The sequence below is a fragment of the Methylobacterium sp. Leaf102 genome (assembly GCF_001422425.1).
Classification (GTDB): Bacteria; Pseudomonadota; Alphaproteobacteria; order Rhizobiales; family Beijerinckiaceae; genus Methylobacterium.
In genome coordinates this window covers 24347-36423 of sequence record NZ_LMMX01000016.1, presented here as the reverse complement: position 1 = coordinate 36423, position 12077 = coordinate 24347, and the positions used below count along the sequence as shown (strand labels likewise).

Annotated in this window: 12 protein-coding genes; 7 read left to right on the top strand and 5 right to left on the bottom strand. The window is 68.9% G+C overall.

Features of this window, described 5'->3' with window-relative positions:
- Nucleotides 1-425 precede the first annotated feature (425 nt).
- On the top strand, nt 426-1061 hold the full coding sequence (locus tag ASF27_RS10940; protein ID WP_056171226.1) for an NAD(P)H-binding protein: 636 nt from the start codon (nt 426-428) through the stop codon (nt 1059-1061).
- Here the strand turns inward: ASF27_RS10940 and ASF27_RS10935 are convergent.
- Nucleotides 1058-2182, bottom strand: a complete 1125-nt coding sequence (locus tag ASF27_RS10935) for a metallophosphoesterase (RefSeq protein WP_056171224.1) — start codon at nt 2180-2182, stop codon at nt 1058-1060. The genes ASF27_RS10940 and ASF27_RS10935 overlap by 4 nt on opposite strands.
- 296 nt (nt 2183-2478) lie before the next feature.
- Here ASF27_RS10935 and ASF27_RS10930 point away from each other — a divergent pair, with 296 nt between their 5' ends.
- Entirely contained in the window at nt 2479-3207 is a 729-nt protein-coding gene (locus ASF27_RS10930) for a GntR family transcriptional regulator (protein WP_056265451.1), read from the top strand.
- Here ASF27_RS10930 and ASF27_RS10925 read toward each other — a convergent pair whose 3' ends face one another.
- Nucleotides 3208-3645 carry a nuclear transport factor 2 family protein gene (locus tag ASF27_RS10925; RefSeq protein WP_056360020.1) on the bottom strand — a complete coding sequence of 146 codons (438 nt, stop codon included), beginning with the start codon at nt 3643-3645 and terminating at the stop codon, nt 3208-3210. It lies immediately after the preceding gene.
- 189 nt (nt 3646-3834) lie between these two features.
- Here ASF27_RS10925 and ASF27_RS10920 point away from each other — a divergent pair, with 189 nt between their 5' ends.
- The 5 genes from ASF27_RS10920 to ASF27_RS10900 all read left to right on the top strand — a co-directional run bounded on the left by ASF27_RS10920 (nt 3835) and on the right by ASF27_RS10900 (nt 9937).
- Nucleotides 3835-5010, top strand: coding sequence for an ABC transporter substrate-binding protein (locus tag ASF27_RS10920; protein WP_056360017.1), 1176 nt, complete (start codon nt 3835-3837; stop codon nt 5008-5010).
- A 9-nt stretch (nt 5011-5019) separates the two neighbouring features.
- Nucleotides 5020-5889 (top strand): branched-chain amino acid ABC transporter permease, encoded by an 870-nt coding sequence (locus ASF27_RS10915; protein WP_056360014.1) that lies wholly within the window; start codon nt 5020-5022, stop codon nt 5887-5889.
- 4 nt (nt 5890-5893) lie between these two features.
- Nucleotides 5894-8374 (top strand): branched-chain amino acid ABC transporter ATP-binding protein/permease, encoded by a 2481-nt coding sequence (locus ASF27_RS10910; RefSeq protein WP_056360011.1) that lies wholly within the window; start codon nt 5894-5896, stop codon nt 8372-8374.
- A 77-nt stretch (nt 8375-8451) separates the two neighbouring features.
- Nucleotides 8452-9012 (top strand): HAD domain-containing protein, encoded by a 561-nt coding sequence (locus ASF27_RS10905; protein ID WP_056360008.1) that lies wholly within the window; start codon nt 8452-8454, stop codon nt 9010-9012.
- Between the two features lie 187 nt (nt 9013-9199).
- Nucleotides 9200-9937, top strand: coding sequence for a hypothetical protein (locus ASF27_RS10900; protein ID WP_056360005.1), 738 nt, complete (start codon nt 9200-9202; stop codon nt 9935-9937).
- Between the two features lie 105 nt (nt 9938-10042).
- On the opposite strand, the gene ASF27_RS10895 is transcribed toward ASF27_RS10900, so the two are convergent.
- The 3 genes from ASF27_RS10895 to ASF27_RS10885 all read right to left on the bottom strand — a co-directional run bounded on the left by ASF27_RS10895 (nt 10043) and on the right by ASF27_RS10885 (nt 11952).
- Nucleotides 10043-10675: a methyltransferase domain-containing protein gene (locus ASF27_RS10895; protein ID WP_056360003.1), complete on the bottom strand. Its 633-nt coding sequence runs from the start codon at nt 10673-10675 to the stop codon at nt 10043-10045.
- A 147-nt stretch (nt 10676-10822) separates the two neighbouring features.
- Nucleotides 10823-11236, bottom strand: a complete 414-nt coding sequence (locus ASF27_RS10890) for a group III truncated hemoglobin (protein WP_056304793.1) — start codon at nt 11234-11236, stop codon at nt 10823-10825.
- 71 nt (nt 11237-11307) lie between these two features.
- Nucleotides 11308-11952: a 2,3-bisphosphoglycerate-dependent phosphoglycerate mutase gene (locus ASF27_RS10885; RefSeq protein WP_056360000.1), complete on the bottom strand. Its 645-nt coding sequence runs from the start codon at nt 11950-11952 to the stop codon at nt 11308-11310.
- Between the last annotated feature and the right edge of the window lie 125 nt (nt 11953-12077).

The following is a 12077-nucleotide window of genomic DNA, read 5'->3' as shown; positions in this document are numbered from 1 at the left end:
CTGAAGGTCACAGGTTCAAATCCTGTCCCCGCAACCAACATCACAACAACAAACCAAAAGCCCCCAACCTCACGGTCGGGGGCTTTTCGCTGTGCCAAGGAGCCCGTCGTAAGCAATCTGAACCTTCGATCCGGTCTGGCGTCCATAGGCCGTTCGACACCTCGATCGCGAGCTGTCGCATCGCAGGCCCGCCGTGCGCGGGCAGCGGAAGCGGAACTCGGCTGTACTCGAGTGGATTGCCTGCTCCCAAACGCGGTGAACGAGCGGCATGGCCCGCCGTCTCGGTCCAGGATCAGTCCGGTTGCCGACTGCTGGGGCCTTCCATCGCCTTTTCGCTCGGTGAGGACATATGACGGTCAGGAGTGCGGTCAGCGCGATCCCGTGATCCCGCATGCTCCGCCGCCACCTCCATCGTCGGGAACACCATGGCCAACGTCCTCGTCATCGGCGCCAGCAAAGGTATCGGTCTGGAAACAGTCAAGGCGGCCTTGGTCGCGGGGCATCGTGTGCGGGCGTTTGCCCGGTCCGCCGCGGGTATGGCCGCCTCGGGGGAAGGCCTGGAGCGCTTCCCCGGGGATGCCCTGAATGCCGACGACGTCGCCTCAGCCCTCGACGGTGTCGATGTCGTCGTCCAGGCGCTCGGTGTTCCGACACGGAACCTGCTCGGTCCCGTGACTCTGTTCTCCGACGCGACCAACGTGCTGGTTCCCGCGATGGAAAGGGCGGGTGTCCGCCGGATCATCGCCGTCACCGGCTTCGGCGCCGGCGACAGCCGTGAGGCGATCGGCCTCCTTCAGCGCATCCCGTTCCGCCTCGTCTTCGGACGGGCCTACGACGACAAGGACGCCCAGGAAATGCGCATCCGTCGGAGCGGCCTCGACTGGACGTTCGTCAGGCCGGGCGTCCTCACGCCCGGTTCGGCGACGGGCCGCTACACGGTCTTGTCCGACCCGTCCTCGTGGCGCAACGGCTTGATCGCCCGGGCCGATGTGGCGCACTTCATCGTCGGCGAGATCGACAAGCGGCTCTACGAGGGCAAGGCCGTCGTACTGGTCGGTTAAGGGCGCGGCTTGGCCCGCAGCGTGATGCGCGTCAGCTCGGACGATGCCCCCAACCGGAGCGCGAAGCCCGGCCAGAGCCCCGTGCCGTTGTTGACGTAGAGCGTCATGGCGCCGACCGCGTACGCGCCCGAGACGAAGCCGCCGTTGGCCCTCGCGACCAGATTGTCGAGGCCCGCGATCATTCCTCCATGCGTATGGCCGGACAGCTGCAACGCCACGCCCTTGGAGGCCGCTTGCCTCGCCTCCCTGGGTTGATGGTCGAGGAGAACGATGGGCGCACCCGAAGGCGCACCGGCCAACGCGGCGTCGAGGTCGTGCGGCGGCTGACCCGAATGCGAGGCCGACAGGTCGGTCACCCCGGCCAGAACCAGGGCTTCGTCGCCACGCTTCAGAACCGTGTGCCGGTTCGCAAGCAGACCCATTCCCAACTCGGCATAATGGTGCATCCACGCCGCGTACTCGAAGAAATACTCGTGGTTGCCGGGGATCACCCAGACTCCATCCGGCGCCCGGAGACCGCGCAACGGCGCGACGTCGGTGCGCCGCGCCGCGAGGGACCCGTCGATCAAATCACCGGTGACGACGATGAGGTCGACCCCCAGCGCGTTGGATCGCGCCACGACCTTCCGTGCCCACGCAGCCGGGAACAGGCGGCTGAGATGCAGGTCCGTAAGCTGCAGAAGGGTGTAGCCGTCGAAGCGCGCCGGAAGGTTCTCGATCTCCACGGTGACGTCCTTGAGCGGCGGCACTCTGACGGCCTGCCGCACCGCGACCGCCGCCAACAGCATGGCCAGCGCCGCCGCGCCGTACCGCCACCCCGCGGGAATCGCTCCGCTGCTTTCGGACACGAGCCTTGCGATCAAAGCCACGCCGTCGAGCGCCAGCTGCATCGCCGCCAGGAGGACGATGGCGCCGAAAGCCCAATTGAACACGATCACCAGGGCGCGCGGGAACTCGGGTGAGAAGACCGAACCGGACGAGAGGCGGCTCCACAGGTGGTACTGCGAGGCCACCAGCAGAATAACCGCGACGCCAGCCTTCACCGCGAAGGGCCACGGCAACGGCCAGAGCACGCGAGCGATGACGTAGAGGCAGGGCAGACCAAAGATCAGATGGAACATGCTCGCGTTTCGGCGTCGGTGGATCGTCGGCACGGGGCCGATCCGGCATCGGGATCGGACGGAGCCGTAACACCGCCTCCGCGGGAGGGGGGCATCATTCCACTCCATGGACGCCGTCGCGTGCTCCCTGGCACATTCGCCATCTTGGTGACTGGGGACGCGTCGGGCCCATCGAACTGCACCGGACGGTGGGGCTGCCGCGGCTTGGCCTTCCATCACGACCACCATGGTCTCGCTCGTGCTTGGCGCGACGCACAGTGAAACCAAACGAGACCGATGGGATGAACGGACGCGGCATGGCGGGTGGACGGGACGCGGCAATCGACACGACGCAGCAGGGGGCCACGGACCGGGTCGGGGCGATCTGCCGTGCCCTGCGGCGCGCCATCGTCGAGCGGGCGGTGGCCCCCGGCGACCGGTTGCCGGAGGATGCCTTGGGCGAGCGGTTCGGCGTCAGCCGGACCATCGCCCGCCAGGCCCTGGGGCAACTCGCCGGCGAGGGCCTGGTGGAGCTGCGCCGAAACCGCATCGCCGTCGTGGCGACGCCGAGTTGGGAGGAGGCGCGCGACACCTTCGATATCCGCATCGGCCTGGAGCGCCTCGTGGTCGCCCGCCTTGCCGGCCGCCTCGATGCCGGGCAGGAAGCCGCCCTGCAGGCCCATGTCGACTGCGAGGAGGCTGCCCAGCGCGGTGGCGAACCGGGCTCCATCCGCCTCGCGACGGAGTTCCACCTGCTCCTCGCCCAGATGACCGGCAGCCCTGTGCTGGAGCGCTACGTCGGCGAGCTTGGCTACCGCTGCGCCCTCATCCTCTCGCTCTACAGCCGGCCCCACTCGGCCGAATGCGCCGTGGCCGAGCATCGCGCCCTCATCACCGCCCTGGTTTCGGGCGACGCGTCGCGCGCGACCGCCCTGATGGATCACCACCTCGACGCCGTGGCCGAGCGGGCGCGCATCGTCGCCACCCCGCCCCGCGACCGCGATCTCCTCAGGCGGCTCGCGCCCTACGCCGAGGCGCTGGGGTGATCAGGCCGTGATGTCGTGCATCGTCAGGAGCCGCTCGGCACTGTCGTTCCACACCTCCATGGTGACGATCACTCCGTCCCGCACGGTGAAGCGGTCGACGTAGCGGTTGCCCTCGAACGGCGTCCCGTCGGGCCAGGCGCCGTAGAGGGTGCCGAGGCTGTAGACCGCCGTGAACCCATCCCCCGGAACCACATCGAGGCGCTCCATGCGCTTCTTCACCCAGGCGTAGCGGCCCGCGTTGAAGGCCGTGACCTCGCGGGGATGACGGAAGCGCCGTGCGCCCGTGAACACGATCTCGATGCCGGGCGCCATGTAGGTCGCCGCCCGATCCGGGTCGGGCACCATCGAGGCTTCGAGGTAGGCGGTGACGATGGCGGAGTCCTGCGCCGTCGTGTCCGTTCCGTCGTCCCCGGCTGGTTCCACTGCATCCGTCGTCATCGTTGGTTCTCCTCCGGTTTCCCCCATCCTTGCGAGGACTACGCCAAAGTGCATGCAAAAAGTGTATGCACTTTGGCGTAGTTCGAGGCAGAGCCTGTCTCGATGGTCTAATTTATCATATTAACACAAAGACTTGACGTCTGGCACGGGTGTTGCGGAGCTTCCGGATATTCTGCCGGAGACCCGATCATGCGCACCAGCCCGTCCCCGACCCGTCGCGTGGCCCTCGGTGCGGCCCTGCTGCTCGGCCTCTCCAGCACCGCGCTTGCCGAGGAGCCGATCCGCATCGGTCTCGTCACGGCGCTGAGCGGCCAGTCGGCGAAATCCGGCGAGGCGATCTCGCGCGGCATCGGGCTCGCCATCGACGAGATCAATGCCAACGGTGGCGTCCTCGGCCGGCCCCTCGAGCTCGTGGCACGGGACGACGAGGCCAACCCGTCGAAGGGCGTGCTCGCCGCCCGCGAACTCATCCAGCGCGTCGGCGTCGTCGCCCTCGTGGGCGGGCTCGACACGCCCGTTTCCATGGCGGTGGTGCCCATCGCCAACCAGATGAAGGTGCCGTTCCTCGGCCCCTGGGCCGCCGGTACCGGCATCACCCGCAACGGGGCGGCCGACAACTACGCCTTCCGGGTCTCCGCCGTGGACGCCCTCGTGGACGAGGCCCTCGTCGCCTACGCGGTGAAGACCCACGGCGCGAAGAAGCCCGGCATGATCCTCGTCAACAACGCCTGGGGCGAGTCGAACCAGCAGGGGCTGACGGCGGCTCTCAAGGCGGCGAACCTGCCCGGCGCCGGCATCGAGAAGTACGAGGCCGCCGATGTCGACATGGTGCCTCAGCTCACCCGCTTGAAGGAGGCCGGCGCCGACACCCTGTTCCTCGTCGGCAATGTCGGTCCCTCGGCCCAGGTTGTGAAATCCCTCGACCGGATGGGCTGGACGGTGCCGGTGGTCTCCCATTGGGGCCCGGCGGGCGGGCGCTTCGACGAACTCGCCGGGCCGAACGCCGGAAAGGTCCACTTCATCCAGACCTTCACCTTCGCGGGCAACACCGCCCCCAAGGCCCTGGCCGTCCTCGACGCCCTCAAGAAGAAGTATCCGGCGATCAAGTCCATGGCCGACGTGACCCCGGCAGTGGGCATCGCCAACGCGTACGACGCCACGCACCTGCTCGCCCTGGCGATCAAGGCCGCCGGCTCCACAAAAGGACCTGAAGTCCGCGACGGCTTCTACAAAGTCGGCGTCTATCCAGGCCTGATCAAAGCCTACGACAAGCCATTCGCGCCCGGCCAGCACGACGCCCTCGGCCCGCAGGACTATGTCTTCACCCGCTTCCAGAATGGCGAGATCGTCGCCGTGACGAACTGAAGATCTGGGATGTTGACCGGAACCCTCGTCACCGGCCTCGGCCTCGGCGCCATGTACGGGCTGATCGCGCTGGGCTTCCACATCACCTACGCGGTGTCGGGCACCGTCAACTTCGCGCAAGGGTCGGCCGTGACCCTCGGCGCCGTCCTGGGTTACTGGCTCGGCGTCACCCTCGGCTGGCTGATGCCGCTCGCCATCCCCCTGGCCCTCGTCGGCTGCGCCCTCCTGGGCGTGGCGGTGGAGCGCCTGCTGGTGCGGCCCTTCGTCGAGCGCGGCTCCGACGCCTGGCTCCTCGCCACCGTGGCGGGCGGCATCATCCTCGACAACACCCTGCTGTTCACCTTCGGCAAGGAGCCGCGCAGCCTGCCCTCCCCGCTCGCGGTCTCGCCCGTGCAGATCTTCGGGGCCGGGATCTACCCGCTCCAGCTCGTGATCCCGGTGCTGGGCGTGGCGGTGGCGCTGGCCATCCGCACGGTCTTCCGCCGGACCGACCTCGGCCGGGTGCTCCTGGCGGTGGCACAGAACGCGGATGCGGCCCGCCTCATGGGCATCGACGTGCGCCGGACGGTCGCCTGCGCCTTCGCCCTCTCGGCGGTGCTCGCCGGCATGGCGGGCCTCCTCATCGCACCGCTGTTCTCCGTCTCGGCCGAGATGGGGGCGCTGTTCGGGATCAAGGCCTTCGCCGTGGCGATCCTCGGCGGCATCGGCTCGGCCACGGGGGTCGTGGTGGCGGGGCTGCTCTACGGTCTCCTCGAGGCCACCGTCACGGCGACCCTCGGGTCCGCCTACACCCAACTCGTGGTGTTCTCGGTGATCATCCTGGCCCTGGCGCTGCGGCCGGACGGGTTGTTCGGTCGCAGCGCCGTCAACAAGGTCTGACCCCATGCGCCATTTGAACGGACGCTGGGCGATGCCGCTCGCCATCCTGGCCCTCACGGCCATGGGCCTCGGCCTCGTGACCGCGACGGCCGGCTACAGCCACTTCGTCCTCGCCCTCGTGGCCCTGACCACCATCGCGGGGGTGGGCCTCAACGTGCTCCTCGGCCTGACCGGTCTCATCTCGTTCGGCCATGCCGGATTCTACGCCATCGGCGCCTATGCGAGCGCGGTCCTCACGGGAGCCGGGGTCGGCTTCTGGCTGGCACTGCCGGCGGCGGCGGTCCTCTCGGGGCTCGTCGGCGTCGTCCTGGCGATTCCGGCCATGCGCGTGAAGGGGCCGTATCTCGCCATGGTCACCATCGCGTTCGGCTTCATCGTCGAGCATGCGCTCATCGAGGGCGGCTCCCTCACGGGCGGTCAGAACGGCCTCGTCGTCACCGGCGGCCCGAGCCTGTTCGGTGTGCCCTTCGCCGAGGGCGAACTCGCGATCCTCGCCGTCCTCGGTGCCGGGGCCGCCCTCTACGGATTCCACCGCCTCGCCCTCAGCCGTCTCGGCCGCGCCATGCGCGCCGTGCGCGACGCCGATGTGGCGGCCGCCTCCCTGGGGTTCGATCCCGTCCGGGTGAAGACCCTGGCCTTCGCCATCTCGGCGGCGCTGACGGGGCTGGCGGGTGCCGTACTCCCACCCCTGATGCTGTTCATCGCCCCGAGCTCGTTTCCGTTCTCGCAATCGATCCTGTTCGTCCTCGCCGTGGTGGTCGGCGGCGCCGGCACGGTCCTCGGGCCCCTGTTCGGCGCCCTCGTCACCGTGCTCCTGCCCGAAACCCTGTCGGGCCTCGCCGAGTACCGGCTGCTGTTCTTCGGCTTCGCCACCCTGGTGGTGCTCTGGCTCGTGCCCGCCGGCCTCGTCGGCAGTGTTGCGCGCGTCTTTCCGCGCCGGACGGAGGCCCGAGCGACGGAGGAAGCCGACTCGGCGGGCTTCCTCGCCGCTTTCCTCGGGAAACGTCCCGGCGAGCCCCTCATCGTGGACGGCATCGGCATCCGGTTCGGCGGTATCCGCGCGGCCGAGGACGTGTCGTTCACGGCCCAGCCCGGCGCCGTCACCAGCGTCATCGGCCCGAACGGGGCCGGCAAGACCACGGTGCTCAATATGGTCTCGGGCTTCTACCGCCCGGGCACCGGCGCCATCCGCCTCGGGACCCGCGACCTCACGGGGGCACCCGCCCAGGCGATCGCCCGGGCCGGCATCGCCCGCACCTATCAGACCACGCGGCTGTTCGGCTCGCTCGGCGTCCTCGACAACGTGAGCCTCGCCTTCGCCCCCGGCCGGCTCTGGCGCCGGGCCGGCCGCGACGACCGAATGATGGCTGCCGGCCTCCTCGCCTTCACGGGCTATACCGGTGCCCTCGACCGGCGCGCCGACGAGCTGCCCCATGTCGATCGCCGCCTCGTCGAGATCGCCAGGGCGCTGGCCGGCCGGCCCCGTGTGCTCCTCCTCGACGAGCCCGCCGCTGGCCTCACCCGCGCGGACACCGACCGCCTCGGAGGGTTGCTGCGCCGGATCGCGGCCTGCGGCGTCGCCGTCATCCTCGTCGAGCACGACATGCCCCTGGTGATGGGCGTCTCCGACCACGTCCTCGTCATGGATGCGGGCCGGCCCATCGCCAGCGGCGCGCCGGGCACGATCCGGCACGACCCGGCGGTGATCCGCGCTTACCTCGGCGCCGCCGACACGCCGGCCCGGCCGCGGGCGACGCCATGGCGCGGCCCGGCGGATGCCGTCCTCTCCGCCCATGGCCTCACCGTCGGCTACGGGGCCGCCCCGGTACTGGCGGGCGTGTCCCTGGAGGTCCGACCCGGCGAGACCGTGGCGCTTCTGGGTGCCAACGGCGCCGGCAAGTCCACCGCCATGCGGGCGCTCGCCGGCCTCCTGCGCCCGGTCGAGGGCGGGATCGTGCTGGAGGACCGTGCCGTCGCGGGCCTGCCCGCGCACCGCATCGCCCGCCTCGGCCTCGCCCTGGTGCCGGAGGGCCGGCAGGTGTTTCCGGAATTGACCGTCGTGGAGAACATCCGGCTCGGCGCTCACGGCCGGGCCGAGCCCATCGATCCGGCCGAGATCGAGGCTTTGCTGACCCGTTTCCCCCGCTTGCGCGACCGGGCGACGAGCCGCGCGGGCCTGCTGTCGGGCGGCGAGCAGCAGATGCTCGCCATTGCCCGGGGAATGATGGCGCATCCGCGCATCCTCCTCCTCGACGAGCCGTCCCTCGGCCTCGCGCCCGCGATGATCAACGCCCTCTACGCCGTGGTGGCGGAACTGCGGGGCGGCGGCACCACCATCCTCATCGTCGACCAGATGGCGGCGCTGGCCCTCACGGTGGCCGACCGGGGCTACGTGCTGGAGCAGGGGCGCGTCGTCGCCGCGGGCTCGGCCGCGGACCTCGCGGCGGACAAGGGCCTGGAAGCCGCCTACCTGGGCGCCGCGTGATGCTGGACGATCGCAGCCCCGCGCGGTAGGCGTCCGCGGCACAGGCAGGGTTGCTGCCACGGGACGGGATTGCCCCCTTGAACGAACAGACGGAGGCCGGACCGCTGACGGTCTACCTCGACGTGGATGGCGTCGTGACGACGGTCGGCTATCAACGGCAGGCGGGCAAGGACAGGCTCAATCCTGTTCAGGTTGCCCTCGTGGCCGCCCTGGTGCGGGCGTTCGACGCCAGGGTGGTGGTCTCGTCGACGTGGCGCGTCGGCGATTGTCGCCCGACCCTGGTCGAAGCCGGCCTGCCCGCGAACTGCTTTCACCCGGACTGGCGCACGGCCATCCTGCCGTCGAGCCGGGATGCCGAGACGGGCGCGATGCGCTCCGCCGAGCAGGCCGGGCGGGGTGATGAGATCTCCGAGCACGCGACCCGAAACCACATCACGCGCTACCTCATCCTCGACGATGTCGAGGTCGGCCCGGCCCATGCGGGGCGCCACGTCCGTCCGGTCGCCGAGTGCGGCCTGAGCGAAGCGGATGGAATCCTGGCCCGGACGCTGCTGGCCGGGATGGACGACGTGCGCCGGACGGTCGGTCAAGACGGCTCATTCCCGTCATCGGCCGATTTACGCTTCCGTAGGGATTGAACTTTTCAGGGACCCGGGTCATTCCGTGACAGTGGAGTGACACGCGCGTCACGCTGCCCCCGACATCGACAGGGTCGCCTCGACCCGCGCCGGACCTGCCCGTCCGGTCCCTCCTCGACGCCACACCCGTGCGGCTGCCGAGGGCGTGTCGCGTCGGTTCGTCGATCGGCAGGAAGGAGTGGCTGCGATGTTCGGGTTCGGAACTCAGAAAAAGGCGTTCAGTCCCTCGCTCGCCGCCCTGGGCATCGTCGAACGGTCGGCGGCCGAGGCCTATGCGGCGCTCATCGCCACGGGCTGGTCCGAGATCGGTTTCGGGTACCACGGCACCGTCCACGCGCATCCGGACCACCCGGACGTCGTGGTGCGCTTCGCTCGCAAGGCCGACGGGTTCGGTGATTACGCGGCCCTGCTTCGCAAGGGGTTCGCAGGCTCCGATGGACCGCACGCGCCGCGTATCCACGATATGCATGTCAGTCGCTGTGGCGCGCTGATGACCGTGGGCTCACGGCTGAGCGATCCCGCACGGGATGCCTGGTGGCTGGCCTATGCCCACGCCGTCATCGCGGACCATCCGGGCGTCGCCCTGGACGAGGGCGTCCGCGACCGGTTCAGGGTGGAATGGCCGACCCACGAGCCCCGCATCGAGCATTCGAGCTTCGACGGCATCCGCGAAGCGTTCAGGGCCGCGTGGCCCGGATACGAAGCCTACGTCGCCGCGTTGCGGGCGGTGTCGCCGCAGGGGCTCGATCCGAACATCGGCAACGTTCTGGTGGGCATCGATGGAAATCCCGTGGTGAACGATCCGCTGTGCGACGATGGATACGGCCTGTGGCGCTCGCCCATCCTGCGCAGGCTGAGCCGTTACGCGGACAGCGTGCGTCGTTCGGCCGGCGAGATGTTCGGCCGATCGCCCGTTCCCGCCTGACGTCGTCACGCAGGCTCGATCGGGATACGGGCGAGGCCGAGCCGGGACGAACGCCGGCCTCCGGAGCACCGAGCGGTGCCCGGATCGTTCCCGGTGTCGGACCCGTCACGCGGCTTCGGTCCAGCCAATCACCGCCGTCAGCGGGTCGCCGAATCCGTGGTCCGGGATCACCGCCCGCACTTGGGTGCGCGCGAAGCCCGCAATCTGCAGGTAGCGCTCGACCAGGTTTGCACGTCCCGCCGCATCCAGGGCGCCCCAGATCGCGACAGCCTTTGTGGGGAAGCATCGGTTCGAGAAGCTGATCACCACCGGTGCCCCCCGGCGCAACACGCGGGCGACATCGGACAGGACATCGATGGGCCGCTGCAGGTACTGAATCGAGGCGCACATCAACGCCGCGTCGGCGCATGCGGTGTCCAGAGGGAGGTGCGGTGCGGCGTTGAGATCCTGAACGAAGTGCTCGGTCAGGCGAGGGTTGGCCGCGAGCTCCGCAGCGTTCAAGCCATGGCCGATGATCCGCTCGTAAGTCCTGTCCTTCGGCAGGTGGCTGACCCAACTCGACATCAGGTCGAGGAGGACGCCGCCTGCAGGAACCATATCCCTGTACAGATCCGTCACCGCCGCGATGGCCGCATCATCGATATGCGTGACGAAGCGCGGCTGCCGGTAGAACAGCGAATCGGGGCTCGGGTCGTCCTTGACGAACGCCGCCGGCGGAAAATCTGGAAATCGCTTCATCGGGCTCTCGCGCTGCCTGCTGCCCGAACGCCGGCCGACAAGCGATCATGGGTGCAATCCAGCCGATGATGGCCTGCGCGAGGCCAACGGCCCTGCCGGGGGATCGATCCTTCTCGATGGCGCCCGGCTGCACGACTCTCGGCGGTCTCACCGCGGTGGGGCGGGCCTGAAGAACAGGCCGGCTTTCAAGCTGTCGCCGATCCGGTTTGCCCGCTCGGAGAGGAGCCTCGCCACGTCGGCGGAAAACGTTTCCCCGGCCGTCTGCTCGAACAGTGCCAGCCAACGGGCAAAATGGGCGGGGGCCAGGTCACCGAGCGCCCCATGCTTGCCGAACGGGTTGCCCTTGTAGCGGCCGGATTTCAGCAGCACCGAAGACCAGAAATCCTGGATGACCGTGAGGTGGCGTGGCCAATCCTCATCGGGAATGACGCGGGCAAAAACCGGCCCGATCAGGGGATCGCGCCGCACCTTCGCGTAGAAGGCCGCAAGGAAGACGTGGAGGCTCGCTTCAGTGAGGGCGTCATGCGTAAGGGCATCATGCGTGGGGGTGTCCTGAGGCATCCGGAACCGACCGATCGCAGCACGAGGAGGGGCTGATCAGGCTGCTCCCCCGATCACCTGCCGGGACCCGGCTATACGGGCGCGGAGGGAGCGACGACGGAGATCTTCCCGATCACCCCGCCGATATCCGAAAAGGTATAGATCAAGATTTCGCTGGTGGTGATGTTGAAGTCCATCAGCGCCTCGGGGCTCATCTTCTCCAGGTGCATGACGATGGAGCGAAGCGAGTTGCCATGGGCGACGACCAGGACACGCTGCCCCTGCTGGACGCGCACCGCAAGCGCCCGCTCGTAGAACGGAATCGTTCTGGCGGCGGTCATGGCAAGGCTTTCACCACCCGGAGGAACGGCATCGTAGGATTTGCGCCAGAGGTGAACCTGTTCCGGGCTCCACTGGCTGCGAGCTTCCGCCTTGTTCAGCCCCGAGAGTTCGCCATAGTCCCGCTCGTTCAGGGCGTCCTCGGTGCGAACAAGGAGATCACCCTGGTCCAACTGCTCCAACATGAGAGCCAAGGTGTGTTGCGCCCTCCCCAGTTTGCTCGTGAACGCGATATCGAAGTGAAAACCGAGCTCTTTGAGCTTGCGGCCGGCAGCCTTCGCCTCGGCGACACCCCGTTCCGTCAAGCTTGGATTGCGGAAGCCTGAAAACAGGTTCTGCGCGTTGTCGGTGCTTTGCCCATGCCGCACGAGGACGAGCGTTCTGTCAGCCGGCAGCATGTCATCTCCTTGCGCAAGGGCTATCTACGCAGCCAATCGAGCCGGAGCAACGTTCCGCCTGCCCCGGTCGGCCTGTCACCGCCGATGCATCGGGGCCGAGGTCCAGGAGTCTGGCTCGATGTCGC

Bases quoted from the DNA above. Each gene is read 5' to 3' on its own strand.
- ASF27_RS10935 (WP_056171224.1), bottom strand. From the start codon at position 2,182: ATGTTCCATCTGATCTTTGGTCTGCCCTGCCTCTACGTCATCGCTCGC.
- ASF27_RS10930 (WP_056265451.1), top strand. From the start codon at position 2,479: ATGGCGGGTGGACGGGACGCGGCAATCGACACGACGCAGCAGGGGGCC.
- ASF27_RS10900 (WP_056360005.1), top strand. From the start codon at position 9,200: ATGTTCGGGTTCGGAACTCAGAAAAAGGCGTTCAGTCCCTCGCTCGCC.
- ASF27_RS10925 (WP_056360020.1), bottom strand. From the start codon at position 3,645: ATGACGACGGATGCAGTGGAACCAGCCGGGGACGACGGAACGGACACG.
- ASF27_RS10920 (WP_056360017.1), top strand. From the start codon at position 3,835: ATGCGCACCAGCCCGTCCCCGACCCGTCGCGTGGCCCTCGGTGCGGCC.
- ASF27_RS10885 (WP_056360000.1), bottom strand. From the start codon at position 11,952: ATGCTGCCGGCTGACAGAACGCTCGTCCTCGTGCGGCATGGGCAAAGC.
- ASF27_RS10910 (WP_056360011.1), top strand. From the start codon at position 5,894: ATGCGCCATTTGAACGGACGCTGGGCGATGCCGCTCGCCATCCTGGCC.
- ASF27_RS10940 (WP_056171226.1), top strand. From the start codon at position 426: ATGGCCAACGTCCTCGTCATCGGCGCCAGCAAAGGTATCGGTCTGGAA.
- ASF27_RS10895 (WP_056360003.1), bottom strand. From the start codon at position 10,675: ATGAAGCGATTTCCAGATTTTCCGCCGGCGGCGTTCGTCAAGGACGAC.
- ASF27_RS10890 (WP_056304793.1), bottom strand. From the start codon at position 11,236: ATGCCTCAGGACACCCCCACGCATGATGCCCTTACGCATGACGCCCTC.
- ASF27_RS10915 (WP_056360014.1), top strand. From the start codon at position 5,020: ATGTTGACCGGAACCCTCGTCACCGGCCTCGGCCTCGGCGCCATGTAC.